Below are 24,415 nucleotides of genomic sequence, written 5' to 3'. Positions count from 1 at the left end.
CTAGGGTACAGTGCAGACGAAAAAGATGCGTCAAGAGACGCAAGCTGAATTTATCAGCGCTTCCCTAGGTCTTTTTGTGCGCTTCAATCCAAGTCAGCAGATTTTCCTGCGAGCTTTTTCCTGATGCAACGTCTAGGATGATGGTGTAGAGTTCTTCCTGTGTGTATTGCAGACGGATGCCGTTTAATGCAAGGAAGACGAGCATGGCATGTGCGCCGATGCGTTTGTTCCCGTCGATCATGGCGTGGTTTTTGATGAGACCATAGCCGAGGCGTGCGGCTTTTTGTTCAAGCGACGGATAGAGATCCATGCCGCCAAAGGACATAAACGGTGCTGCCAAGGCGGCATCAAGGAGTGCTTCGTCGCGTATACCGCTGCTGCCGCCGGCTGCGGCAATCAGTTCTGCGTGCATCTGAAGCACTTGCCCTTTTGCCAGGCGGATCATCGTGCCAGCACCTCATAAGCTGCTCTATTTTGTTCCATCAGTTGTCGCGAGACGGCAAGCACGTCTGCATCCGGCAAGGTTTCGTTATGTCCGAGTTGCTGGATGTCGATAACGAGGTAGCGCGGCGTATTGTCCTTTAGAATGACCGCAGTTCCTTTTTCATCGACAAGCTGCACCACCTTGGAAAAATTTTGGTTTGCTTCGGCCATGGAAATCATTGTGTCTGTGCGGATGTTCATGGAGTGACCTCCTTTTTCGTGGTTGATGGCTCTGACCGCCTACTATCTCACCCGATACGCGACGGCATACATGACGGGCAGTACCAAGAGTGTCAGCACCGTTGCCACAATCAGTCCTCCCGCGATGGCGACCGCCATCGGCCCCCAGAAGATGCTGCGCATGAGTGGGAGCATACCGAGGATGGCGGCAGCGGCAGTGAGCATGATGGGTCGGAAGCGCAGGACGGCCGAGTCGATGATGGCATCCATGGGCTGCTCACCCGCCTCCTCATGTTTTTTGATCTGGTCGATGAGGATGACGGAGTTGCGGATGATCATGCCGAAGAGGGCGAGCACGCCGAGGTAGGCGACGAAGCCGAGCGCGGAGTTGGTGATGAGCATGGCAAACGCAACGCCGATCAGCCCCATCGGTGCGGTGAGGAGGGTGAGTGTCATCTTGCCCATGCTGCCGAGCTGGAGCATGAGCAGGGTCATGATGATGAAGATCATGGCGGGCAGCGGCTGCATGAGGTAGTGCATGGAGTCGGCGGAGTCCGCGAGCGCGCCCGCTGTCTCGATGGTCGTGCCGGCGGGGAGACTGCGGCGCAGTTCCTCGGTCGCTTTGTAAATGCGCAGCGCGGCATCGTTGCCCTCGCCCTCTCTGACCTCCGCCTGTACCATGATGCTTGGGCGCAGGTTGTGTCGCTTGATAAAGCCGTCCTCTGCGCCATAGGAAAGGTGGGCGATCTGTGCGAGCGGAACGCTGCCGCCCGCTGTGGCAATCGGCAGCTCGCCGAGGCGTTCGATGTTCGTGCGGTCGCGCTCGGCGAGGCGCAGGACGATGCCGATATTGCGGTCGCCCGTGTAGAATTCTGCTGCCTGTGCGCCCGTCAGCTCGGTGTAGAGCATCTGCTTGACAGCCTTTGCGCTGATTCCGTAGAGTTTCAGCTTGTCCTTGTCGAAGTCGATGCGGACGGTCTTGGATTTCTCCGTCCAGTCGAGATGGACGTTCGTCGCGGCGGGATCGGCGGCGGTGATGGCGGCGACCTCCTCGGCGGCACGGCGCACTTCGTCCGTCGTGGGCGCAGAGACACGCAGCATGATGGGGAAGTCAGCAGGCGGCCCCGTCTGGATATACTGCGTGGATACCCGCACGCCTGTGAGTTCATTGCGGCGGGCATCTGCAATTACGGCGGCAAGCTCCTCACGTGCGGCGGTGTCGTTCGCGGTGATGACGAACTGGGCACTGTTCGCCGCGTCCGCCTTCGGATCGACGGCGAGGACGAAGCGCGGTGTGGAGCGTCCGATGTAGGCGGCGTAGTTCTGGATTTTGTCGCTGTGCGCGGCGAGGAGGTCAGCGAGACGATCCGCCTCCGCTGCTGTCGCCTGCATGGATGCGCCCTGCGGCAGGGTCAGGCGCACGAGGAGCTCGGGGCGCAGGGAGGGTGGGAAAAAGGTCTGTTTGATGTGCGGGAACGCCGCAAGGCTCACGGCAAAGAGGAGGACAGTGCCGACGAGGACGGCGGTGCGGTGTGCGAGAAATGCTGTGAGTACGCGGCGAAAGAGCCGATAGAAGGGGCTCGTGTACGGATCGTGCACACCCTCGTCCGCTTTTTTTACACGAATGAGATAGTATCCGAAAAGTGGCGCGACCATAACGGAGACTACCCAACTTAATACGAGGGCGATGCCGATGACGGGGAAGAGCGCGGCGCAGAACTCGCTCGCCATGCCCTTGGAGAATGCGACGGGGATGAAGCCCGCGCAGGTAATGAGCGTGCCTGTGAGCATGGGCTTCGCCGTCTGGGTAAATGCGTAGCACGCGGCGTCAAAGCGTCCCATGCCGCGCTCGAGCTGGACGCTCATCATTTCGACGGCGATGATGGCATCGTCGACCAAGAGACCGAGCGAGATAATCAGTGCGCCGAGGGAGACCTTGTGCAGGTCGATGCCGAGCATGTACATCGCGACGAATGTTCCTGCGAGGACGAGCGGGATGCAGCCGGCGACGACAAGCCCCGTGCGCAGCCCGAGCGAGAGGAAGCTGACGACGAGGACGATGAGGATCGCAAGTGCGAGCGTCTCGACGAAGTCGTGAATGGAGTGGGCGACGACGGCGGGCTGATTCGACACCTCGTGCAGTTCTGCGCCAAGTGGGAGATCCTGTTGGATCGCAGCGGTCAGTTCTTTGAGGTTTTCGCCGAGGGCGAGGATGTTGCCGCCCGCCTCCATCGAGACGGCGATGCCGACGGCGGGCGCACCGTTATACAGCATACGCGGCTCGGATGGGTCAACTGCCTTGCGCTCGATGCTTGCGATGTCGCCGAGACGAAAGATTTTTCCGTTTGCCGCAATCGGGAGCGCACGGATGTCCTCGATGTTTTCAAACACGCCCGAGGCGCGCAGCTGTACGGTGTCGCTCTCCGTCTCGATGCTGCCGCTCGTCGCCATCGCATCCTGCGCGGCGAGTGCGTCCGTGATGGCGGTCGGGGGAATGCCGAGCTGCGCGAGCCGTTCGAGGGCGATCTCAACGTAGACGCGCTCGCTCTGCACGCCGATCAGCTCGACCTTTTGCACGCTCGGGACGGCGAGGATGCGGCGGCGTGCGTCCTCCGCCATGCTGCGCAGTTCCTCGGCGCTGTAGTCCGCGCCCGTGATGGCGTAGACTGAGCCGTACACATCGTCGAAGCGGTCGTTGTAGAATGGCCCATAGACCCCTGCGGGCAGGTCGCGCTTTACGTCCTCGCCGAAGTTCCGCACGTCGCGCCACGTCGGGCGAATCTCCGACGCATCCACATCGTCGCGCAACTGAATGTAGATCGTGGTCTGTCCCGCGCGAGTCTCACTGTGGATCTGCTTCAGTCCCGGGGTGTCCTGAAAACGCCGTTCGAGCTTGTCCGTGACCTGCTCCTGCATCTCCTCCGCACTCGCGCCCGGCCATGCGGCGGAGATCACCATCTGGCGGATGGTAAAGGCGGGATCCTCCATGCGGCCGAGTGCGTTGTAGGCAAAGATGCCGCCGACGGCAAAGACGATGATGAAGTACCAGACGAGTGCGCGGTGGCGCAGGGAGAGCTCTGTGAGGTTTCTCATTTCGTCCGCACCTTCTCTCCCTCGTGGAGTTGGTGCACGCCCGCTGTCACGATGCGTGCGCCCTGCGGCAGCCCCGTGACGAGGGCATCATTGGTGCGGAACGCCGTGACGGTGACGGGGACGAGATGCACCGCATCGTCCTCGACCACGTAGACCTGCGCCGTATCGCCCGTTTGGTACAGCGCGGACAGGGGAATGGCGGCACCCTCTTGGACGGATGCACCGAGGCGGACGCGTGCCGTCATGCCGAGCGGGAGGTCTGCAGGGGCATCCGTGAGGGCGATCCGCGCCGTATAGGTGCGTGTCGTCGCATCGGGTACGGGTGAGAGTTCGCGCAGTGTGCCCGTGTAGGCGGTACTGTTCGCCCAGAGGGCGACGGCGGCGGGCATACCGACAGAGACCTCTGCGAGGCGGCTCTCGGGTACGGCGATCTCGATCTCGCGCTCACTCTCCTGCGTGAGCGTCATGACCGTCTGCCCTGCGGCGATGATCTGTCCCTCCTCCGCCGTGATGTTCGAGATTACGCCGTCCGCACCCGCGACGAGGTTTGTGTAGCCGAGCGCGTTATGGCTCGCCGTGTCCTGCGCGACTGCCTGACGGTACGCTGCCTCGGCGGCGCGTTCGTTCGTGCGGTACTGGTCGAGCATTGCCTCCGAGATCGCCTGTGCGGCGTAAAGCTGCTCGTAGCGCGCGCGTTCCGTGCGTGCAAGCTCGTAGCGCGAGCGCACGGCTTGGGCGGCGGCACTCGTTGCGTTCGCCTGCTGCTGCACGTCGCGTGCGTCGATCACCATGAGCACGTCGCCTGCGCGGACGTGTGCGCCGACGTTTACGTTGCGCGAGAGAATCTGTCCGCCGACCTGAAAGGCGAGCCGCGTCTCATAGCGTCCGCACACCGTGCCCGTGTAACCGCCCTCCGACGCGGCGGCATCGCCGACCGTCATCGTCCGCACGAGGGGCGGCGGTACTTCCTTTGCTGCGTCCGTGCCGCAGCCCGTGAATGCTGCGAGTGCTGCAGTGAGAATGAGTGTGAGGTAGGAACGCGCGTGCATGGTGCATCTTCCTTTCGGTTGTTTTCGCCCGTAGTTTTCTAAATTTTACCACTGAAAGAGGGGCGTGTCTATATAATGGAGATTTGAACCGATACGCATTTTATGTTAGAATACAATCCGATGATGGTGAGAAAGGGGGTCACAATGGACGAAGAACTGCGGCGGTATGAGAAGATTCGAGGGGCGTATCATTCGGTGGGGCGACTTGCGAATCTGTACGATGGGATGATGACGTACTCGACGTGGTCGGGCAAGTTCGTCTCACGGCTCGTGTGGGGATTGGACAGAAATGGCGTGAGCCGCTATGTCGGGCTTGCCCTGCGCGCGGCACATGAGGGCTTTGAGGGAAAACTACTCGAGGTGCCCGTCGGGACGGGCTGTCTCTCGCTGCCCGTCTATGCGGAGCTGCCGAATGCGGATATCACCTGCCTTGACTACTCGCCCGCGATGCTCGCAGCGGCACGTGCGCGTGCGGATGCACTCGGCGTACATAACGTCGCGTTCGTGGAGGGCGATGTCGGACAGCTGACGTTCGAGGACAACTTTTTCGATGCGGCAGTCTCGATCAATGGATTTCATGCGTTCCCCGACAAGGAGGCGGCGTGGAGTGAGGTGCACCGTGTGCTGCGTCCCGGCGGACGGCTCACGGGTTCGGTCTTTGTGCTCGGCGGGAATCCGCGCACGGAGTTCGTCGTGAAGCATCTCTATACGCGCATGGGCTTCTTTACGCCGCCGTATGATACGAAGGAACAGCTCGAGGCACGGCTCAAGGCTCTCTATCGTGAGGTCACGGTCGAGTGTGTGGAGTCGCTTGCGTGCTTCTCGTGTGTAAAGTAGGATTCATCTGCTTTGCTGCATCGGTCTCTTTTTGGTTTTTTAGGAGGTATTTTATGACGTTTCGTAAACTCTCGCGTGCGCTTGCCGCAGCTCTGATCGTCGGCGGTGCGTATGCCGCATCCCCCGTGTATGCCGCAGAGACGGCGGCACCTGCGGCGGAGGCGCCTGCTGCGGAACAGACGGCAGAGGTGCAGGCTCCGTTTGATGTGCAGGTCGTCGAGCAGCATGTGATGGCGACGATCACACGCTTTGAGAAGGACGATATTGCGGGGCTTCAGGCGGAGGCGACCACAGGGCTGCGTCCGCATTTGACGGCGGAGCAGGTCACGGGGGCGAAGGCCGAGTTCGCACCGAAGTGGGGAGCACGTGCGGGCGTTGGTAAAACGATGATGACCGCAGGTATGGAGGGCGACAAGTGGTATGTTATCTGCGAGCTCGCCGTGGGCTACAAGGCGACTGCCGTCATCTACCGTCTCACGTACGATGAAAGTATGAAACTGGCAGGGTTCCTCGTTCGCTGATATACAGTTATGGCATATAAGCTGCTGCACGAATCTCACTTAGGTTCGTACGGCGGCTTTTTTGCTTGCGAAAAGATGTCTGGCGTTTGAATGTGGCTTTACACGGCGCGGGACAATCATCGAGAACGATCCCGTTGCCGGGGATCACATGAAGCGTTAAGGAAACACTCATAAATTCAGCCACGCCATCTTGACGCACCTTTTTCTCCTTCTCTTCGTCGAAAAATCCTCCACATAGCTTTATTTATACAACATCAAAATGTCTTGCGGGGGGGGGACTTCTATGCTATCCTGTCAACAAATCTAAAGTTGAAAGGATGCGCACCGTGCTGTTCAATTCCTATGAGTTCATTTTTTTGTTCCTCCCGATCACTTTTTTCGGATTTTTTTGGTTGGGAAGGCTTCCGCAGAAACACTATGCGACGTTCTGGCTCGTGTTGGCATCCTTTGCTTTTTACGGGTATTGGGACTATCGCTATGTATCGTTGCTCTTTGCCTCGATTCTGTTCAACTATCTTGTCGGGCAGCGGATCGAGCAAACGCACGCGAAATCTTGGCTCATCTTTGGCATTGTCATCAATGTCATCCTGCTTGGGTATTTCAAGTACATGGATTTCTTTCTGACGACGGCAAATGATGTCGTTGGAACAAGTTTTGACTTGCCGCACATTGTGCTTCCGCTTGGCATCTCTTTTTTTACCTTTACCCAAACGGGATATTTGATTGATGCCTATCGCGGTGAGGCACGTAATCATTCGTTTGTGACCTATTGCGAATTCGTGACGATTTTTCCCCATTTGATAGCAGGCCCTATTCTGAATCACAAGGATATGATGCCGCAGTTCGTCGCGGAGCGTACATTTCGCATCGACTACCACAATATCGCGCTCGGGCTGACCATCTTCATCATGGGGCTGTTCAAAAAGGTGGTGATTGCGGATCGCCTTTCGCCATGGGTGGCGGATGTCTTTTCGCATACAGATACGATTACGCTTCTTGAGGCGTGGATTGCTGCGCTCGCCTATACCTTTCAACTCTACTTTGATTTTTCTGGCTACAGTGAGATGGCGATCGGTCTGGGGCTTATGTTCAATCTGAAATTTCCTGTGAACTTCAATTCGCCGTATCAGGCGCGAAGCATCATCGATTTCTGGCGCAGATGGCACATGACGCTTGGTCTCTGGGTACGCGAGTACCTCTATATCCCACTCGGCGGCAATCGCCATGGGGAGTGGGCAAAGATGCGCAATCTGTTCGTTTCCATGCTCATTATCGGTCTCTGGCATGGCGCGGGCTGGACGTTCGTGTTCTGGGGGGCAATGCACGGCGTTGCTCTCATGGTGAACCACCAGTGGCGGAGGTTGAACATCGCTCTCCCGAACGTTGTGAACTGGGGCATGACGTTCCTTTGCGTTACCGTTCTGTGGGTATTCTTCCGCGCGGAGAATTTTCACGATGCGTGGAATGTCATTTATGCAATGGCGGGGGGACATGGATTTGCGCTTCCGGCTGGTGGGAGCATTGAGAGATTGTTTGGCGGATTTTGTATTCCGTTTAGACAATGGTCAATCAGTACAGGCTCGTTGTCGGAGATACTGTGTGTGTTGTCCTTCTTATTCATTGTTCTTGTGAAGATGAAAAATCCAATTGAATACGCAAAGAATTTTAGGGCGAATAAAAGATGGCTGCTTGTCGCAGTTTTGTTTGCGTTTCTTGCGCTTTGTGAGATGAATTCCAATACTGAATTCTTGTATTTTCAATTTTGATAGAATAGAGAGGATGATACAGGAAAATGAGTGAAAAAAACTATGTATGCCTCATAATCTTTTTAGTCGTGTCATTCCTTTTGATTGTATATGTACTCACATGGGGATTACCGGAAGAAAGTTATATGAATCGAGAATATTCATACTGGGTTGAACAAAAAGAACATGTGATGGCAAAAGATGATCGTCAAGAGGTGTTGCTTCTTGGAGATTCGCGCATTAAAGCAGCGGTATTTGCAGACGAACTTGGTAAAGATGTATATAATCTTGCTGTTCCTGGGGGGACTCCCATAGAAATGTATCATACATTAGATAACTATATGAAAAATCATCCTAAACCTAAGGCTGTTTTTGTTGCATATGCACCGTTCATTTTGTATGAGTTTAGAGAGGAACAGTTAAAACAGGCAATGCAGTGTGACTATTTTGACATGAAGCAAATAAGAGATATACTTGCTCTGGTAAGAGAGAATGATGGTCACAATTATACATATCTCGCATATGCTTATAGATATAGATTGCCCAATAAGTATATGAAACAAGTAGTAGAGAGCCTTGTTCACTCACAACAAGCGGAAAATATGAGAATATATCAAAAGGCGAGACAACACAAGGGAAGAATGATTTATGAACCTGCTGACCGAGCAATCAAAGAGGTCTATCCTCCTGAACTGAAATACAAGGTGTTTAAGTGTGCTGCCTATATGAACCTCTATATTGAAAAAATAATTGAGCTATGTCTCGAAAATGACATTCCAATCTATCTCGAACAAATGCCGATGGGAAACCCAGGATATGATATGCTTTCCAAGCGAGGCTATATTTCGGATTATCAAGAATATATGAAACAATTGCGTGATAAATATCAAATATCCGTGAATTATAATATTCCTGTATATCCTACGGAATATTTTTTTGACGTATCACACCTCAATGAAAAAGGAGCACACAAATTCACGGTAGAGTTTAGAGAGAAATACAAATTTATTTTTGACGAGGAATAAATAAGGGGCTGTTGCACGAAACAAACGTGATCTGACCCCCAAAAGTTAGACTTAGAGTATCGAACTTTTGGGGGTCAGATCAAAATTTACCTTCGTGCAACAGTCCATTTGTGTTACGGCGACACCTTTGCCCGAACCAGAGCAAGGATCTGCCTTTTCTCCTCCTCCGATGCAAAGATATACAGGGGGAGGACGATTGCCTCTGTTGGTGCAGTGAAGAGATAGATGCCCTTGTCGGAGAGACTCACATCTGTAATGCTCTGATAGGCGATTGTGCGTTCTGTATGCTCCCTGCGTTCGACGATGTGCATCTCCTCGAAGATGACAATACGGATGCCAAACATATGCGCAGCACGCATCGCTTCAAGGCGGCGCAGCACGTCTCGTGTGGCGGTACGTTCCGAGAGATGGGTGTAAATGCGGTAGAGTACAATACAGAGGATGGTGGTCAGAACGGTTCGTATGAGCAGCTCATCGAACTCCCATGGGGCATCGCTCAGGAGATCTTGGAGAAAAAACAGGATGGGGAGCAGCGGGATCGTCAGCAGGAGAGCGAGCGCCACTCGATTTGCCCATTTGAACAATGGTGTATTCAGAATGTAAAAGAGTGCGAAGTGAATTGCATCCTCCTCTGTGAAATCAAATGTGAATTTGAACAAAAATTATCCTCCGAGTCCAATAAAAACTCCACACCTGTTGCGCTTTATAAGGCGTGACAGGTGTGGAGTTTGTTAGAAATGTTACACTTTATCGTCATAGACGCTGTTATCGTAGTTCTCATCATGTGAGGAGGAGGCCGTCACAGCCTGGAACGGGGCGGCACTGTCGTAGGTGGTCTGTACGCCGTAGACGGTTGTGTCGGCCTTCGTCTGGATGTAGAGTTCGGTGCCGGCAGGCAGGTCGATGTTCTTGCCGTGGACGAATGCGCCCGCGACCACACCGAGCGGCCCGAGGACGGCGATGCCCGCGAGTGATGCACCCGCCGCCATGGCGAGGTGCTGCATTTCCTTCTTTGCCTCTTCGCCGATGAAGGTGGTGACGTAGGTACCGTCGAGTGCCTTTGTGTTCTTGAAGTCAATGTCAACGGCGGCGTTGCGGCCAAAGTTCTTCGCCTGCTTTACCTTCGTGACCGTACCCTCGCCGCGCGAGCCCTTCGTGAAGACGAGGACATCACCGACAAAGACATCATCCGCGACCTGATACTCGATGGTGTCGCCGACCTTGAGATTCTTGGCGTTGACGGGGGTCACGAGTGCGACCTTGACGAGGGTGTTCGCGGGAACGGAGACGGGGCTGACGGGGATCTCCTTCGTGCCGAAGGATGCCTCCGAGAGGGCGGAGATGCGCTTTTGGAACGTGCCCTCGGAGGTTTTGCCGAGAAGCGCGACCTCCATCTCGCTGACGCGCTCCTGTACGGAGCGCAGGCTTGTCTCGTGGTTGATGTTCCACTCAATCGCGTTGAGGTTCATGAGGACGGACGGACTTGTGCTGTTCGTGTAGACCTCGTCGTAGATGGCATCGATGCGTGCCATCAGGCTGCCCGTACGGTGCTTGCCGTCATAGTCGCGTTCAAGCTTGTTGATGCGGTCGATGAGCGCACCCGTCTGCTCTTGTCCGTAGGTGTCCTGCTCGATGAGTGCGAGTTTCGACTGGACGGCGTTCGGCGGTTCTGCGGCGAGTGCCGTACCGAAAGATGTGAGCGCGAGTATGAAGGTCAGTACGAGTGCACAGATTTTCTGCTGCATGAATGATCTCCTCCTATCGTGTCTGCTGCTTCTTTGTCAGCAGCTCTTCAATGAAGTCTGCAATGCTTCTGAGAGGTGAATCGGGGGTGTACCGCTGCGGTACATCCATCCCCTGCGTCGTGTGCAGAACTTCCTTTGTATCATAGACCTCGACCTGTGCGGAGACGAATTGATACGTTCCTGTCTGCGGGTAGAGGCGCGTACGATAAACGTAGCGGCGGTTCTCTGCCGCCTTGACAACGGCGACAACGGCATCGCGCTCCGTGTCCGAGACGCGGACGATGCTCGCGGCGTCAACGTAATAGCCTGTATCCTCCTCCGCATCGACAAAGCGCATATCCTCTGCCGTCGCACAGTGCCCCACTCCCGCGATGCATAAAGTGACAGCAAGCAGAAATCCGCCTACTGTTAAGTGCTGCATTCCTGCGCTCGCCTCCTTTACTGAAATCAAAACTATTATAGTGGAAAAGTTTTTGTGCGTCAAATTTATATTGGATGAGGGGAAATGCGCTGTGTACGCGCTCTTTTCGGTTGCGAAAATTCCGTTTATGATGTAGTATAATGACGAACGAAATCTTTGTAAAAGACAGGAGAACGCGCCGATGACCAAGGCTACAAAAACGCGCATCCTACTTGCACTGACCGCTGCCTGTACCGTGCTGCCGAGCGGCGTTGATGCCGCCTATCGCGGGGACACAGATACCGGGTTTCAGCATTTGGATTTCATCGAGAACGAGCGGCGGGAGGAGCGTGCGAACCGTCTTACGGACGAGCAGAAGAAGCTGCTCGCGGATGTGGAGGAGATGGCGAAGCATCTGCGCCATCCCGTGACGGCGGATGCACCGTCACCGGTCGCGTTCGAGGGTGATGATCTGACCTATGACGAGCGCACGGGTGACTTCACGGCAAAGGGACATGTGGATATTGTGCAGCTCGAGGCGCGGCGTTTTCAGGGCGACTATGTGGAGGGCAATACGGTTTCTGGCGCGGTCGCAGTCCCGGATCGTGCGCATATACTCCAGCTGACGCAGGGGCAGTCACGGGTGACGCTCGACGGCTACCGCATCAACTACAACTACAAGACGCGCGAAGGCACGATGGCAGATGCCAAGGGCAAGGTCGGCGGCTACTATATGACGGGCAAACGATTCGAGTTCTACCCGGACAAGGTCGTGGTGTATGACGGTACGCAGACGAAGTGCTCCGCCGAAAAGCCGGACTACCACCTGAGCGCCGATGTGGCGGAGTTCTATCCCGGCGACAAACTTGTGCTCACGAATGTAAAATTCTGGATCAAGAACAAGGTTATTTTCAAGAAGAAGCGGTATGTGGTCGATGTGGCAAGCCCCATACAGCGGAACTTTCCGACGGCGGGCTATGACAGCGAGGATGGCCTTTGGGTTGAGCAGACATTCGACTATGATATTGCACCGCGCGTCACGGCGAGTGCGAATCTCTATGTGACGACCAACAAGGGCTGGCGCAGTCACTACGATCTCGGCTGGCAAAACGGTGGTGCGAGTGCTGTCCTGACCTATGGTGTGTTCGACGACGGGGATGACGACTGGATTAAGAAGCAGCCCTCGTTCATCCTCGGCTATGGGCATCGCGTCGGTAAGACGCCGGTCACCTACAACCTATACTCGGAGTACGGACGTTGGTATTCGGACGGGATTCACAGCAACCACTGGAAATACGGTGTCTCGCTCGCTCATGATACGATCCGCTTTCATGGGTATCGGCTCGATCTCGCGGGAGGGTACTCCATCACGCGTGAGAGCTATGACAGTTCGCGCGTACAGGGGTTCAATGCGAGCGTGTTCCTCACGAAGCCGTTCAACGAGCGTTTTGCGGCGTACATCGGAGGCCTGTACTCCAAGAGTTCGAAGGAGAATTCGCTCTTTGCTTTCGATCAGGAAGACTACTCGCGGATTTTGCAGACGGGGCTGAGCTATCGCATTGATGAACACAACCGCATTGCGGTGGGGACGAAGTATGCCGTTGAGCCACGGGAATGGACGGATGTGGACTATTACTGGTTCCACGATCTGCACTGCTCGCAGATCATCCTGCGCTATCGTTCGAAGCAGGATTCGTGGAAGGTCAAATGGGAGTTTACGCCATGGTAAATGCACTCGCGCAGATGGCAGATGCGCCTGTACTCATCATTGGGGATATGGTGGCGGATGTCTACCTTGACGGCACGATTGCACGGATCTCGCGTGAAGCCCCCGTACTTGTGCTGGAGCAGCGCGAGGAGCGTGTGGTTGCGGGCGGTGCGGCAAATGTCGCGAACAATGCGGCGACGCTCGGAGGTACGGCGTACGCCGTGGGGGTCTGTGGAACGGAGCGCAGCGGCGACGCACTTCTCGCCGTGCTTAGTGCAAATGGGGTGCGGACGGAGTTCGTCCGTGCGGACGCATATCCGACGATCACCAAGACACGCATCATCGCGGGTGGACGCGCGACGGTCAGCCAACAGATCGTGCGTGTCGACCGCGAGTGGCATGCGCCCCTTGATGCGGAGACGGAAGAGGCTCTGCTCGCACGCATTCGGCAGCTCCTGCCGCAGGTGTGCGGTGTTGTGCTCTCGGACTACGGCTCAGGAACCGTGACGGCACGCGTGCGCCGCCTCGTCATCGAGGAGACGCGCAGACTGGGGATTCCGAGCATTGTGGACTCGCGCTATGACATCCTCTCCTACGCGGGCATTGGCTACGTTAAGCAGAACGACGCGGAGCTTGCGGCGGCACTGGAGCGCACGCTGCTCTCCGAGGAGGAGATCCACGCGGCGGGGCACGAGCTGCGGGAGCGGCTCTCTGCGGACGGTGTGCTGATTACGCGCGGGGACAAGGGAATGACGCTCTTCCTTGCGGATGGTTCGGCGACGAATATTCCCGTCAGCGATCACAGTGAGATCTTCGATGTGTCGGGTGCAGGCGATACCTGCGTCGCGGTCATGATTCTCGGGCTCGCAGCGGGTGTTGTGCCGCTGACAGCAGCGCGGCTCAGCAACATCGCGTCGGGGATTGCCGTACGCAAACGCGGGACAGCGACGGTTGCGCAGGAGGAACTGCGTGCCGCTGTGTTTGCAGCAGAGGGGGCGTGCTGATATGCTGATTCCAAATGAGCGGATTGCGGCGTTTGCCGCCGCGCTGCGCGAAGGAGAGGCACGCGTTGTCTTTACGAACGGCTGCTTTGATATCCTCCACGCGGGGCATGTGCGCTATCTTGCGGCGGCGCGTGCGCTTGGCGATGTACTCATCCTCGGGCTGAACAGCGATGCGTCCGTGCGCCGTCTCAAGGGGGAGACGCGCCCCGTGAACAGCGAGGCGGATCGCGCGGAGGTTGTGGGTGCGCTGAAGTCGGTGGACTATGTTGTGATCTTCGGCGAGGATACGGCGGAGGACCTGATCGCAAAGGTACAGCCCGCTGTCTATGCAAAGGGCGGCGACTATACCCTTGAGACGCTGCCTGAGGCACGCATTGTCGAGAGCTATGGCGGCGAGGTGGCATTTATCCCGCTTGTCGCGGGGAAGTCGACAACGAGGATGATTGCAAGGCTGGGGCGGAAGTAGTAAGGCATCGCACTATCTCTGCACTATATATTTTTCGGCATATCAGAAAACTTGTGAATACCAAAGGAGGGCAGGGCATGGAGAACATTCTGGTCGTGAAACTGAGCGCGATCGGCGACGTGATTCATGCTCTGCCCGTTTCATATGCCATCAAGGAGCAGTATCCCAACGCACATCTGACATGGGTGGTCGAGCCGACGGCGTACGCGATCCTTGAGGACAATCCGTACATCGACGAACTCATCCTGTTCGAGAAGGCGAAGTTCCGCAGCATCGGCGGATTCCTGCACGAGATCGGTCCCTTTCGCAAGCGTCTGCGCGTGCGTCACTACGATGCGTCACTCGATCTGCAGGGGCTGTTCAAATCGGCTGCAATCGTTTGGAATGCAGGTGCAAAGCTCCGTATCGGCACGGCGAATATGCGCGAGGGCGCACATCTCGTCAGTCGTCCCGTACGTGGGGCACACGCGAGCGGACATATCGTCGAACGCTATCTCGACGTAGCGCGTGCGCTTGGCTGTGCGGTGCGTGAGGTGCGTTTTCCCGTTGCGGTCTCCGCGCGTGACCGCATGGCGGCAGAGACACTGCTCGCGCGTGAGGGCGTGTCGGAGGGGCGTGCATTTGTTGCCTTTGCCATCGGTGCAAACTGGCCGAACAAACGCTGGCCGGTGGAGCATTTCGCCGCGCTCGCAGAGCGTCTCTACCATGCACATTATGTGCCTGTGCTCGTTGGCGGCGGCCGCCTCGATGAGACGCTTGCAGAGGACATTATGCGTGCGTCTGAGATCCCGCCCGTGAATCTGGTCGGGCGGACGAATCTCAAGCAGCTCGCACACGTCTTCACGCGTGCGGCACTTGTTCTCGGCGGTGATACGGGACCCGTTCACCTTGCGGCGGGGCTGCGTGTTCCGACGGTCATGCTGATGGGGCCGACGGACGCGAATCGCAATGGCCCCTATGGGCAGCTCCAAAATGCGATCGAGGTCGATCGTTCCTGCCGTGGTTGTTGGAAGCGTGCGTGTCCGAAGAGGCTGGACTGCCTCGCTGCGATCACACCGGATGAGGTCGCGGCAAAGATGCGCCCCCTGCTACAGCGATGAAATTACGGTGGTTGGAGGGATTGTAAGTTTGTATCGGAACATCCTCGTCATTAACCTCATGCATCTCGGTGATCTCATGCTTGTGACGCCCGTCCTGCGCACGCTGCGGCACAACTATCCCGAGGCGCGCATCACCCTCCTCGCGGATCGGATCCTTGCGGATATCGTGCAGGAAAATCGGAACATTGATGAGTGTCTGCTGATCGACAAGAAGGGGCGGGACAAGAGCCTCCTTGGCATCTTGCGCTTCGCACGTCGGCTACGAAAGCAGAAATACGACCTCGTCATCAATCTGCACCGCAACGAGCGCTCCTCCGCACTTGCGGCACTGAGCGGCGGCAAGCGCATTGTAGGCTACACGAAGCCGGGCTTCTCTTTTTTCTTCGATCATGTCAGCCCCGATCAGCATCCGATCATGCACGAGGTTCACTCGCACTATGCTGCGCTTCGCGCGGCGGGGGTGATTGGCGAAGTCGACGATGCAGGGCTTGAGATGTGGCTGCCGCCCGCCGCCGAAAAAGAAGCGGCGCGGCTCTGGGCGGAGCATTTTGCCCCGACGGACAAGGTGATTGCGCTCAACATCGGCGCGAGCTGGCGGACGAAGCGTTGGGAGGATGCCTATTTTGCAGAGGTCGCCGACGACTACCTCGCACGCGGCTATCATCTTGCCGTGATGGGCGGTCCGATGGATGTGGAGATGGTCGCAGCGTGCCGCGCACAGATGCGGCAGAAGGATCATCCGCATTTGCACATCTTCACCGGGAAGGTCAGCCTCGGTGTACTCGCGGGGCTTCTCAGCCGCTGTATTCTCTTCATCACAACGGACTCAGGGCCGATGCACGTCGGTGTGGCGATGAACGTCCCCGTCCTCTGTATGTTCGGTGCGTCGCCGATCCCGGGATTCTACCCCTATGATGCAAAGAGTATTTCCGTGCGTGCTCCTGTGCCGTGCCATCCGTGCCGTCTGCACGAATGCCCGCTGACGGGCGATGAGCACATGCAGTGTATGAAGCGCATGCCGCCCGACCTGATCTTGAAATATGCGGATCAGATGCTCAGGGAGTTTGGGGAGACACCTGCGCACGAACTGTCCCGTGCGGCGGATTTCGAGACGCGCGTCGTGGAGCAGGTGGACGGCGCGTTTGTCCTTGCGCCGAAGGGGGCGGCGGGCCGATTTGTCCGCCCTGTCCTGCCCGACGGCATCAAGGCACATGGGTTTGATTGATATTTTTGGTATTTTTCATAACAGATAGGAGCGTTCTCATGGATATGGCAAAGATCCGCGAAACGGTCGCGGAGAAGAGTGTGCGCAGCAACATCCTCGTCGTCGGCGATGTTATGCTTGATAAGTATTACTCTGGCGAGGTCACGCGCATTTCCCCCGAGGCACCCGTGCCGATCACGCATGTGACGGGCACGCGCGAGACCCTCGGCGGCGCGGCGAACGTCGCGCACAACCTCGCGCTCCTCGGAACGAATGTCAGCATTGCGGGCTATGTGGGCGAGGACGCACACTGCAAGAGTCTCCTTGAGAAATTTGCCGCCCGCGGCATCGACTACAGCGGGCTCATCCATACGGATCGTCCGACCACGACGAAGATCCGCATCATCGGCGGTCATCAGCAGATGCTCCGGCTCGACTTTGAGGACGCGAGCCCAATTGATGGTGACTACGCACAGAAGTACCTCGCCTATATTGATCAAAAACTCAACGAGAGCATGGACTGCGTCATCATCTCGGACTATGGCAAGGGCTCGTGCACGGAGTTCGCGTGCCAGCACATCATCCGCGCGGCGCACGATCACGGCGTGCCTGTCATCGTCGACCCGAAGGGTGCACAGTGGCTGAAGTACAAGGAGGCCGACTACCTCACGCCGAACATCAAGGAGATCAATGAGATCATGCTTGAGCCGATCGCAAACAAGGATTTCGAGGTCGAGAAGGCAGCACGCTACGCGATGCGCAAATTTGGCATCCGCAATGTCGTCCTCACGCGCTCGGCGAAGGGGCTTTCGCTGATCCACGGTGAGGAGGTCGCCCATATCCCGACGAAGGCACAGGAGGTCTTCGATGTCTCGGGTGCGGGCGATACGGTGATCGCCGTGTTCGGCCTTGGGCTTGCGGGGGGGCTGAAGCCTGCGGACGCGGCATATCTTGCCAATGTTGCGGCGAGCGTTGTCGTCTCGAAACTCGGTACCTATGCGGTCAGCAGAGAGGAACTGCTGCAGGTGCTCGACCATCAGGAAGGGGCAAATGGATGATTATTGTTACCGGCGGTGCCGGTTTTATCGGCAGCAATCTCGTCCACGCACTCAATCAGCGCGGACACAAGGACATTCTCATTGTCGACGATCTCGGGGACGGCGAGAACTACAAGAATCTGCGCGGACTGCACTTCATCGACTATCAGCAAAAGGATGACTTTCTGCGCCTCGTGGAGGATGGGGACTTCGATGGGACGGACATCGACGCGATCTTTCATGAGGGCGCGTGCTCGGATACGATGGAGTACGATGTCAACTATATGATGAAGGAGAACTACTCTTATTCCAAGGCACTCCTACATTTTGCGATGGGCGCGCGCATCCCGTTCTTCTATGCCTCCTCCGCCTCGACCTATGGCGGGGGAAAAAATGGGTTTACGGAGGGGGGGCGCTGCGAGGACGCACTCAATCCCTATGCGTTCTCAAAGCTCGCGTTTGACCGCTACGTGCGGCAGGTCATCCCCGAGGCGCGCAGTCCGATTGTCGGTCTGCGGTACTTCAACGTCTATGGTCCCCAGGAGCATCACAAGGGCAAGATGGCGTCGATCTTCTATCAGCTCTATCACCAGATTATGGAGATGGGCGAGGCACGCCTCTTCCGTGGGACGGATGGGCTTGCAGACGGTGAGCAGCGGCGTGACTTCGTCTATGTCGGTGATGTCGTGCGCGTGAATCTGCATTTCTTCGAGAACGGCGGCGAGAGCGGTGTCTACAACTGCGGCACGGGTGTCGCGCACAGCTACAACGAGGCGGCGCGCGCCGTCATCGCGGCACTCGGCAAGGGAAGAATCGTCTATCGCGACTTCCCCGAGGTGCTGCGCGGCAAGTACCAGAACTATACGCAGGCGGATACGACGGCGCTCCTCGCGGCAGGCTACGACGGCGGCTTCACACCGATGGAGGAGGCGGTCAAGGAGTACTGCGATTTCTTGAATGCTGGCGGGTATTTTTCGTATGCCGAATAAGGCGATCTTTTTCGACCGCGACGGCACGCTCAACGTTGATGTGCATTACCTCCACGATCTCGCGGACTTTGTATGGATCGAGGGGGCGATTGAAGCAATCCGCTGGGCGAATGTGCACGGCTATCTCGTTATCGTTGTCACGAACCAGAGTGGTATTGCACGCGGCTACTATGATGAGGATGCCGTACACCATCTGCATGACTGGATGAATGCGGAGCTTGCGATACACGGCGCGCACATCGATGCATTCTACTACTGTCCCCACCATACAGAGGGATCTGTGCCCGCATATGCGAAACAATGTGACTGCCGCAAACCTGCGCCCGGCATGATCCTCAGAGCAATCGCAGAGCATGAGATCGACCCTGCTGTCTCGTTCCTCTTTGGCGATGCGGCGAGCGATGTCACCGCCGCCGAGGCTGCGGGTGTGCGGGGCGTGCACTATGCGGGCGGAAGCCTTTTGTACTGCGTGCGAAATGCGGTGGAGGCAGAGAGGTAACAGAGAGGAGGTAGTCGCGTGAAGCTTGCCGTCATTATACTCACCCATAACGAGGAGCAGCATATTGGGGCGTGCATCGAGAGTGCGTCATTTGCCGATGAGATCCTTGTGATCGATGATGAGAGCACGGATCGTACGGCAGAGCTTGCTCGGGCGGCAGGGGCGCGTGTCGTTGCCCATCCGCTCGCGGGCGATTTTGCAGGGCAGCGCAACTTTGCCTTGACGCAGACGGACGCAGACTGGGTACTCTATGTGGATGCGGACGAGCGCGTTCAGCCGGAGACGGAGGCTGAGCTGCACCGCATCATAGCGGAGAATGCACGCGCGGTCTACGAGATCAAGCGCATCAATGTCGCCTTTGGACAGCGTATGTACTACGGCGGTCACCGACCGGACTATCCGCGCCGCTTCTTCCCGCGCGATGCGGTGCGCTGGGAGGGGCTCGTCCACGAGCGGACGGAGTCCGCGCTCCCCGTGCGGCGGCTGAAGGGGAGTCTCCTGCACTACACCTATACAACGTGGGAGCACTATTTCCAAAAGCTCAATCAGTATACAACGCTCATGGCAGAGCGTCATTACGCTGAGGGGAAGCGTGCCTCGTTCCTCAAGATCCTGTTTGACCCGCCGTTTGCTTTTTTTCGCTTCTATATTCTTCAACGCGGGGCTCTGGACGGGCGGCTTGGATTTATCCTGGCGATGTTCCACGGATTTTATACAATGGTAAAGTATGTCAAGCTCCGTTACATGGAGCAGTGAGATAGATGCTGCAGAGAGAAGAGGGGTTGTATGTTTTCGGGCAAAGGATTGAGATGGCGCAGCATGGATGTGGAGCGCATACACACATGGGCGTTCTATCTGCTCTGTGGATTCGCGCTGTTCAGTAATATCTCCATCGCAGCTGCGAATGTCTTTTTGGGGACACTGGTTGCTGTTCTGCTCCTGCGTGTCTGGCGCAAACACGACGATCTGCTCAACGCCCTGCCGGACGGACGGATCCGTGTGGCACTTCTGATCCTGATGGGGGCGATCGTTTTTACGTCGCTCTTTTCGAGCGATGTGTCACACAGTCTCCGAACCTTCGGCGATCATTACGGCTATCGCATGATCGGGCTGTATGCCGTTCTGCTGATGGTCTGGGAGAAACGGCGGCTGGCACTCATTGCCGTGTTTGTCGGGGTATCCTTTGTCATCAATGACCTTGCGATCACCTTTCAGGGGCTGGTGCAGGGAAACTACAGAGCATCGGGCTTCTCCATCTATATGTCGGTAGGCGGCTTCCTCTCGATGCTGATCCCTGCCCTCGTCCTGCTCCTCTTGAGCGGCCGCATGGACGCTCGCTATCGTCTGCCCGCCGCCATCGCGCTCGGGCTCGGGTGCCTTGCACTCCTCTTCAATGGGACGCGCGGCGCGTGGGTCGGTGTTCCGATCACGGTATTTGTCTGCGCCGCATTCCTCGTGCGTGAGAAGAAGAAATTTCTTGCCGGTGCGCTCGCCGTTCTGCTCGTCTTTGCCGGTATCTTTGCCCTGACACCGGCACTCTCGTCCCGGTTTGCAACGATTGGCGATATGAAGATGCAGAGCAACTCCGAGCGGTTCCTGCTCTGGACAAGCGCGACCCATATGTTTGAGGATCATCCGGCGGTCGGCATCGGATTTGCGCGGTTTAAGGCGGAGTACCAGGGACACTACATCCTGCCGGAGGCAAAGGAGCGCGAGCTCACACACGCGCACAACAATATCATGCATATGCTAGCCGAGTGCGGTACGATCGGCATTTTGGCACTGCTCTTCTTCTGGTGGGCGTGCTTTTCCTATGGCTTCGGCACATGGCAGGCAACGCATCATATTGCGGCTCTGCTCATCCCTGCCGTCCTGTTGGGCCTTCTCCTCCAAGGGCTGACCGAGTACAACATGGGCAACTCTGCCGTGATGAAGCTGCACTGGCTCCTCATGGGGCTGTGTCTCCAATGGTTGCGCATTGATGTGGGCGGGCGGAGGTTATCGTGAGAGTTGCAATACTGGAAACGGTGAAAGCCGATGGCGGATTTGAACTCGAATTTGACCATATCATCATAGAGACCTTGAAAGAGGAGGGGCACGACCCCATCCTCTTTTTGCCGATGGGCACAGATTTGGGACGTGATTTTCATGTGCCTTTATGTGAGCTGGGGGGAGGCCGCATCGTCAGCTACGATGGCGCGGGTCGGCTCAAAAAGATCTGGCTCTCCGTGCAGAGGGAATATCGAAGAGTAAAATGGTTCAACGCGATGGCAGAGGCAATCATGCGCGAGCGGATCGATGCCGTGCTGCTTACGACGGCGACCTATCGTTATCTGCGTGCGCTGAAAAAGAGCTCGCTGCGGCATAGTTCTGTGCCCGTGTACTTTATCTTTCTCGGTGTGAACCCACAGGAAATGCCGAAATTCTTAAAGGCGGCACGTTCGTGCCAGCCCTATCGAAACATCCGGTTCTGTGTCACCACGCTGCGGGATGATTTTGGTGCACAGCGACCAGACAACGTGCGTCTGATTGCTCCGCCAGTTATGGCACCGTCTGTTATGCAAGCAAAGCGGACAGATGATGCTCTTCGCATCGGGTTTTTCGGGCACTATCGTAGGGGGGAGAAAAAGCTCGCGTGGTTTCTGCGTGCAGCCGAGGAAGGGCGGTTCACGCGCCCTGTGCAATTCGTTTTGCAGGCGGCTCCGACAACGACTGCGGATCGCGCGGATGTGGGGGCATTGGTGGAGCGGTATCGGTCGCATTCGTCGATTACGGTGCTGACAGAAAAACTTATCGGTGCCTTATGGTACGAGGCAATTGCTTCTGTCGATGTGTTGTTCCTGCCCTATACAGCAGAGCGTTATCTCTATAACTGGAGTGCACTCTACTTTACGGCAATTGGTTTTCATAAGCCGGTCATCACAACAGATGTGCTGAATCCGGAGATTCTTGCAGAATTTGACATTGGCGAGATCGTGGACATGGGCAGCTATGAATCATTTCTGTGTGGGATGGAGGAATTCGTCAATCGCTTTTCTGAGCGGAAGGAACATTATGCGGCGCAGCTGCGCTGTGCTTCGGAAAAATACAGCAGGGCGAATTTTATTCGGAACTTGCTGGGCTAAGATGGGGGTGGATTGGTGCAATCCTTTTATCAACTATCGAAACAGATCTATGACATGGAGAATCCTCGCGAAGTGCGGCGGGCGATCATATTCTGTGTACGCGCATGGCTGCATCGTGGAAAGCTGCAGGAGCTTGATGCGTTTTTCCGAAAAGATACGATGCTGTCAAAGCTCGCGGACATATATCCCTTTGTCTATGAGCAGCCGACGCGCGCTTTCTTTTATAACAAATCGACGTTTGATGAACGTGTGCGCATCGTAGAGAAGCATATGCAGTTTTTGCGTGGGAAGCTGCGTGAGGATGTGCTCCTTCCGCTCTATCAGCGGGAATCCCTCCCATTGTGGACAGGGCCCGAATGTATGGGGGTGGAACTGACTGCGGCACTGTTTTTTGACTACGGGCAGCGCAAGGAAGGTCTCATGTCTGTCATCCTGCGCTTGGGAGAGGCCTCGCTCTATCAGATTATCTTTTGGATTGCTCCCGCTGTTGATGGAACACCCGCTATGTGGATTGGGGCGATGCAGGGACCGAATATGGAGGATGCACGCGATGTGGTCAAGCAGGCGACAAAGGCATGTCACAGCTATCGGACGAAAAATCTCGTACTCTACATCGCGCAGGCAGTTGCACGTAGTTTGGGGCTCGGGCGGATCTACGCCGTAACGAACGAAGGCTACTATGCGAACAACCATGTGCGCGTCGATCGGAAGCTCAAGACGGATTTTAGCGAATTTTGGCGTGAGGCGGGAGGGACGGACACAGAGGACAGACGATTTATGGAGCTCCCCCTCATCGAGAAGCGCAAGACGATGGAGGAAGTACCGACGCGTAAGCGTGCCGTCTATCGGCGGCGGTTTGCTATGTTGGATGACATTGATCGGGAGGTAATGGAGCGCATCGGAGAGATCTTGCAGTGACGTAGAGAAATGTGAAAAAGCCCGGCTGTGGAAGCAATGTGCTCACAGGCGGGCTTTTATAGTTTTGTTTATGTTTCTTCTGTCGCTTTCATTGTTTGCTGCATCCCTTCAACATTCATTCCGGGCGAGATGCCGCCGGTGTACCGTTTCTCCATGCGGTCGTGAACGTGGGCATATTTTGCGGTGACCTTTGGGCTGCGCTGGCGCAAGGTCTCCTGTACGACGCGCAGATCCTTTGTCTCCTGATAGAGATTTGTGCCGCAGCTGTGGCGGAAGAGGTGGCAGGCATAGCCGGGCTGTTTCAGCCCCGCATCCGTCAGTGCCTTGTTGATGACGTAGCGGATGCCGACACGCGTGATGCGCCCGTTCCGATTGTTCGGCGAGCAGGAGATGATGGTCGGCGTGAGGCGATTCTCGGGCGGGATGGCACCGCGTGTTTCGATGTATGCCTTGAGGAGTTGAAAGGTTTCCTCGCACGGGTAGATGATGCCCGCGTGTCCCTTGCCCCGTATCTCGATGCGTCCACGCTGCCAGTCGATGTCCTCGTCCGAGAGGCGCATGACCTCGACGACGCGCAGCCCCTCGACTCCCATGAGGTAGACGATGAGGAGGTTGCGGAGGCGACGCAGCGCGTTCTTATCTGCCGCAAGCCCTTCACAGATCTCCTTGATCTGATCGACGGTGAGATATTTATAGTCCTCGTCGAGGTGCTGCGGGTTGCGCAGCTGCAGGTCGGCGCAGGGGTTGTCGGCGATGAAGGAGAGCCGCTCCGCGACCTTGTAAAACGCGCGGATTGCCGCGCCCTTAATCATAAGTGTCGCCGCACTGTAGCCGCGTGTGCGCATCTCCTCCATGTAGACGCGGATCTGATAGTCGTGCACATCGTTCAGTGGATGAAGTCCCTGCTCCATGCACCAGTGGAGGAACAGGCGAATCGCGAGCTCGTAGGTGTCGCGCGTGTCCGCCGTGGGTGCACCGCCCGCGATGTAGCGCGGGAGATATTCGTAAAAATGGGTGATGAAATACTCCGGCGTGATGGCATCCTGCCGCACGCTTGCCGTGACCTCGCCCATGCGCCGTACATTGCCGGGCACACTCTCTGCACGCCGCGCAGGAACGCCCATCTGTGCTGTGCCGCCGCTGCGGTAGCCTTCGTTTGTTGCCAAAAAATCACCCACTTTCGTTTTCTTCGATGAAGTGATTATAGCATGGAGCGAGGGGGTTAGCAACAGGTGATAAAAAGAGCATATAAGAGAGGCTGCTCTCGGAGCGCCCCTATCGGCTCAC

Annotated in this window: 24 protein-coding genes; 16 read left to right on the top strand and 8 right to left on the bottom strand. The window is 56.7% G+C overall.

Annotation, left to right across the window (positions count from 1 at the left end):
• Positions 1 to 64: 64 nt before the first annotated feature.
• The 4 genes from HMPREF9334_RS03655 to HMPREF9334_RS03640 are packed head-to-tail and all read right to left on the bottom strand — an operon-like array spanning position 65 to position 4,805.
• Positions 65 to 445 (bottom strand): type II toxin-antitoxin system death-on-curing family toxin, encoded by a 381-nt coding sequence (locus HMPREF9334_RS03655; RefSeq protein WP_006692149.1) that lies wholly within the window; start codon positions 443 to 445, stop codon positions 65 to 67.
• The gene (locus tag HMPREF9334_RS03650; RefSeq protein WP_006692148.1) at positions 442 to 684 is read right to left on the bottom strand and encodes a hypothetical protein; all 243 of its coding nucleotides are present in this window, start codon (positions 682 to 684) and stop codon (positions 442 to 444) included. The genes HMPREF9334_RS03655 and HMPREF9334_RS03650 overlap by 4 nt, the downstream gene beginning before the upstream one ends.
• A 42-nt stretch (positions 685 to 726) precedes the next feature.
• Positions 727 to 3,756, bottom strand: a complete 3,030-nt coding sequence (locus tag HMPREF9334_RS03645) for an efflux RND transporter permease subunit (RefSeq protein WP_006692147.1) — start codon at positions 3,754 to 3,756, stop codon at positions 727 to 729.
• Positions 3,753 to 4,805, bottom strand: coding sequence for an efflux RND transporter periplasmic adaptor subunit (locus tag HMPREF9334_RS03640; protein WP_006692146.1), 1,053 nt, complete (start codon positions 4,803 to 4,805; stop codon positions 3,753 to 3,755). Before HMPREF9334_RS03640 ends, HMPREF9334_RS03645 begins: the two co-directional genes overlap by 4 nt.
• A gap of 144 nt (positions 4,806 to 4,949) precedes the next feature.
• On the opposite strand from HMPREF9334_RS03640, the gene HMPREF9334_RS03635 reads away from it, so the two are divergent.
• From HMPREF9334_RS03635 to HMPREF9334_RS03620, 4 genes are all read left to right on the top strand, one after another.
• On the top strand, positions 4,950 to 5,642 hold the full coding sequence (locus tag HMPREF9334_RS03635) for a class I SAM-dependent methyltransferase (RefSeq protein WP_006692145.1): 693 nt from the start codon (positions 4,950 to 4,952) through the stop codon (positions 5,640 to 5,642).
• Positions 5,643 to 5,695: 53 nt separating this feature from the next.
• Positions 5,696 to 6,163, top strand: coding sequence for a hypothetical protein (locus HMPREF9334_RS03630; protein WP_006692144.1), 468 nt, complete (start codon positions 5,696 to 5,698; stop codon positions 6,161 to 6,163).
• 392 nt (positions 6,164 to 6,555) lie between these two features.
• Positions 6,556 to 7,929 (top strand): MBOAT family O-acyltransferase, encoded by a 1,374-nt coding sequence (locus HMPREF9334_RS03625; RefSeq protein ID WP_245535214.1) that lies wholly within the window; start codon positions 6,556 to 6,558, stop codon positions 7,927 to 7,929.
• 125 nt (positions 7,930 to 8,054) lie between these two features.
• A complete protein-coding gene (locus HMPREF9334_RS03620) occupies positions 8,055 to 8,933 on the top strand; it encodes a DUF1574 family protein (protein ID WP_006692142.1) in 879 nt (292 codons plus the stop codon).
• Between the two features lie 113 nt (positions 8,934 to 9,046).
• On the opposite strand, the gene HMPREF9334_RS03615 is transcribed toward HMPREF9334_RS03620, so the two are convergent.
• From HMPREF9334_RS03615 to HMPREF9334_RS03605, 3 genes are all read right to left on the bottom strand, one after another.
• Complete coding sequence (locus tag HMPREF9334_RS03615; RefSeq protein ID WP_006692141.1) at positions 9,047 to 9,592, bottom strand: YcxB family protein; 546 nt, start codon at positions 9,590 to 9,592, stop codon at positions 9,047 to 9,049.
• A gap of 81 nt (positions 9,593 to 9,673) precedes the next feature.
• On the bottom strand, positions 9,674 to 10,678 hold the full coding sequence (locus HMPREF9334_RS03610; RefSeq protein WP_006692140.1) for a hypothetical protein: 1,005 nt from the start codon (positions 10,676 to 10,678) through the stop codon (positions 9,674 to 9,676).
• 13 nt (positions 10,679 to 10,691) lie between these two features.
• Positions 10,692 to 11,099, bottom strand: a complete 408-nt coding sequence (locus HMPREF9334_RS03605; protein WP_006692139.1) for a hypothetical protein — start codon at positions 11,097 to 11,099, stop codon at positions 10,692 to 10,694.
• A gap of 181 nt (positions 11,100 to 11,280) precedes the next feature.
• On the opposite strand from HMPREF9334_RS03605, the gene HMPREF9334_RS03600 reads away from it, so the two are divergent.
• The 12 genes from HMPREF9334_RS03600 to HMPREF9334_RS03545 all read left to right on the top strand — a co-directional run bounded on the left by HMPREF9334_RS03600 (position 11,281) and on the right by HMPREF9334_RS03545 (position 23,128).
• A complete protein-coding gene (locus tag HMPREF9334_RS03600; RefSeq protein ID WP_006692138.1) occupies positions 11,281 to 12,807 on the top strand; it encodes an LPS-assembly protein LptD in 1,527 nt (508 codons plus the stop codon).
• The gene (locus tag HMPREF9334_RS03595; RefSeq protein WP_006692137.1) at positions 12,801 to 13,790 is read left to right on the top strand and encodes a bifunctional heptose 7-phosphate kinase/heptose 1-phosphate adenyltransferase; all 990 of its coding nucleotides are present in this window, start codon (positions 12,801 to 12,803) and stop codon (positions 13,788 to 13,790) included. Before HMPREF9334_RS03600 ends, HMPREF9334_RS03595 begins: the two co-directional genes overlap by 7 nt.
• A 1-nt stretch (position 13,791) precedes the next feature.
• The gene (gene rfaE2 / locus HMPREF9334_RS03590) at positions 13,792 to 14,256 is read left to right on the top strand and encodes a D-glycero-beta-D-manno-heptose 1-phosphate adenylyltransferase (RefSeq protein ID WP_006692136.1); all 465 of its coding nucleotides are present in this window, start codon (positions 13,792 to 13,794) and stop codon (positions 14,254 to 14,256) included.
• A 77-nt stretch (positions 14,257 to 14,333) separates the two neighbouring features.
• Complete coding sequence (gene waaF, locus HMPREF9334_RS03585) at positions 14,334 to 15,356, top strand: lipopolysaccharide heptosyltransferase II (protein ID WP_006692135.1); 1,023 nt, start codon at positions 14,334 to 14,336, stop codon at positions 15,354 to 15,356.
• A gap of 28 nt (positions 15,357 to 15,384) precedes the next feature.
• The gene (locus tag HMPREF9334_RS03580) at positions 15,385 to 16,581 is read left to right on the top strand and encodes a glycosyltransferase family 9 protein (protein ID WP_006692134.1); all 1,197 of its coding nucleotides are present in this window, start codon (positions 15,385 to 15,387) and stop codon (positions 16,579 to 16,581) included.
• A gap of 38 nt (positions 16,582 to 16,619) precedes the next feature.
• Positions 16,620 to 17,618 (top strand): D-glycero-beta-D-manno-heptose-7-phosphate kinase, encoded by a 999-nt coding sequence (gene rfaE1 / locus HMPREF9334_RS03575; protein WP_006692133.1) that lies wholly within the window; start codon positions 16,620 to 16,622, stop codon positions 17,616 to 17,618.
• Complete coding sequence (gene rfaD, locus HMPREF9334_RS03570; RefSeq protein ID WP_006692132.1) at positions 17,615 to 18,586, top strand: ADP-glyceromanno-heptose 6-epimerase; 972 nt, start codon at positions 17,615 to 17,617, stop codon at positions 18,584 to 18,586. Before rfaE1 ends, rfaD begins: the two co-directional genes overlap by 4 nt.
• On the top strand, positions 18,576 to 19,085 hold the full coding sequence (locus tag HMPREF9334_RS03565) for a D-glycero-alpha-D-manno-heptose-1,7-bisphosphate 7-phosphatase (protein ID WP_006692131.1): 510 nt from the start codon (positions 18,576 to 18,578) through the stop codon (positions 19,083 to 19,085). The genes rfaD and HMPREF9334_RS03565 overlap by 11 nt, the downstream gene beginning before the upstream one ends.
• An 18-nt stretch (positions 19,086 to 19,103) precedes the next feature.
• Positions 19,104 to 19,841 carry a glycosyltransferase family 2 protein gene (locus tag HMPREF9334_RS03560; RefSeq protein WP_006692130.1) on the top strand — a complete coding sequence of 246 codons (738 nt, stop codon included), beginning with the start codon at positions 19,104 to 19,106 and terminating at the stop codon, positions 19,839 to 19,841.
• A 30-nt stretch (positions 19,842 to 19,871) separates the two neighbouring features.
• A complete protein-coding gene (locus HMPREF9334_RS03555; protein WP_006692129.1) occupies positions 19,872 to 21,092 on the top strand; it encodes an O-antigen ligase family protein in 1,221 nt (406 codons plus the stop codon).
• Entirely contained in the window at positions 21,089 to 22,210 is a 1,122-nt protein-coding gene (locus HMPREF9334_RS03550) for a glycosyltransferase family protein (protein WP_006692128.1), read from the top strand. Before HMPREF9334_RS03555 ends, HMPREF9334_RS03550 begins: the two co-directional genes overlap by 4 nt.
• 54 nt (positions 22,211 to 22,264) lie before the next feature.
• Positions 22,265 to 23,128 carry a VirK/YbjX family protein gene (locus HMPREF9334_RS03545; RefSeq protein ID WP_169311786.1) on the top strand — a complete coding sequence of 288 codons (864 nt, stop codon included), beginning with the start codon at positions 22,265 to 22,267 and terminating at the stop codon, positions 23,126 to 23,128.
• Positions 23,129 to 23,196: 68 nt separating this feature from the next.
• On the opposite strand, the gene HMPREF9334_RS03540 is transcribed toward HMPREF9334_RS03545, so the two are convergent.
• Entirely contained in the window at positions 23,197 to 24,252 is a 1,056-nt protein-coding gene (locus HMPREF9334_RS03540; protein ID WP_050803416.1) for a tyrosine-type recombinase/integrase, read from the bottom strand.
• Positions 24,253 to 24,415 lie beyond the last annotated feature (163 nt).

The organism is Centipeda infelix ATCC 43532, from assembly GCF_000234095.1.
Classification (GTDB): Bacteria; Bacillota; Negativicutes; order Selenomonadales; family Selenomonadaceae; genus Centipeda; species Centipeda infelix.
Note: the sequence above shows the minus strand (reverse complement) of the source record. Positions and strands in the feature narration are given on the sequence as shown.

Excerpts from the sequence above, each read along its gene's own strand:
- HMPREF9334_RS03605 (WP_006692139.1), bottom strand. The coding sequence starts at position 11,099 with ATGCAGCACTTAACAGTAGGCGGATTTCTGCTTGCTGTCACTTTATGC.
- rfaE2 (WP_006692136.1), top strand. The coding sequence starts at position 13,792 with ATGCTGATTCCAAATGAGCGGATTGCGGCGTTTGCCGCCGCGCTGCGC.
- HMPREF9334_RS03540 (WP_050803416.1), bottom strand. The coding sequence starts at position 24,252 with ATGGGCGTTCCTGCGCGGCGTGCAGAGAGTGTGCCCGGCAATGTACGG.
- HMPREF9334_RS03630 (WP_006692144.1), top strand. The coding sequence starts at position 5,696 with ATGACGTTTCGTAAACTCTCGCGTGCGCTTGCCGCAGCTCTGATCGTC.
- HMPREF9334_RS03565 (WP_006692131.1), top strand. The coding sequence starts at position 18,576 with ATGCCGAATAAGGCGATCTTTTTCGACCGCGACGGCACGCTCAACGTT.
- HMPREF9334_RS03645 (WP_006692147.1), bottom strand. The coding sequence starts at position 3,756 with ATGAGAAACCTCACAGAGCTCTCCCTGCGCCACCGCGCACTCGTCTGG.
- HMPREF9334_RS03620 (WP_006692142.1), top strand. The coding sequence starts at position 8,055 with ATGAATCGAGAATATTCATACTGGGTTGAACAAAAAGAACATGTGATG.
- HMPREF9334_RS03595 (WP_006692137.1), top strand. The coding sequence starts at position 12,801 with ATGGTAAATGCACTCGCGCAGATGGCAGATGCGCCTGTACTCATCATT.
- HMPREF9334_RS03640 (WP_006692146.1), bottom strand. The coding sequence starts at position 4,805 with ATGCACGCGCGTTCCTACCTCACACTCATTCTCACTGCAGCACTCGCA.
- rfaE1 (WP_006692133.1), top strand. The coding sequence starts at position 16,620 with ATGGATATGGCAAAGATCCGCGAAACGGTCGCGGAGAAGAGTGTGCGC.
- HMPREF9334_RS03635 (WP_006692145.1), top strand. The coding sequence starts at position 4,950 with ATGGACGAAGAACTGCGGCGGTATGAGAAGATTCGAGGGGCGTATCAT.
- HMPREF9334_RS03545 (WP_169311786.1), top strand. The coding sequence starts at position 22,265 with ATGGAGAATCCTCGCGAAGTGCGGCGGGCGATCATATTCTGTGTACGC.
- HMPREF9334_RS03600 (WP_006692138.1), top strand. The coding sequence starts at position 11,281 with ATGACCAAGGCTACAAAAACGCGCATCCTACTTGCACTGACCGCTGCC.
- HMPREF9334_RS03610 (WP_006692140.1), bottom strand. The coding sequence starts at position 10,678 with ATGCAGCAGAAAATCTGTGCACTCGTACTGACCTTCATACTCGCGCTC.
- HMPREF9334_RS03650 (WP_006692148.1), bottom strand. The coding sequence starts at position 684 with ATGAACATCCGCACAGACACAATGATTTCCATGGCCGAAGCAAACCAA.
- HMPREF9334_RS03655 (WP_006692149.1), bottom strand. The coding sequence starts at position 445 with ATGATCCGCCTGGCAAAAGGGCAAGTGCTTCAGATGCACGCAGAACTG.
- HMPREF9334_RS03555 (WP_006692129.1), top strand. The coding sequence starts at position 19,872 with ATGTTTTCGGGCAAAGGATTGAGATGGCGCAGCATGGATGTGGAGCGC.
- rfaD (WP_006692132.1), top strand. The coding sequence starts at position 17,615 with ATGATTATTGTTACCGGCGGTGCCGGTTTTATCGGCAGCAATCTCGTC.
- waaF (WP_006692135.1), top strand. The coding sequence starts at position 14,334 with ATGGAGAACATTCTGGTCGTGAAACTGAGCGCGATCGGCGACGTGATT.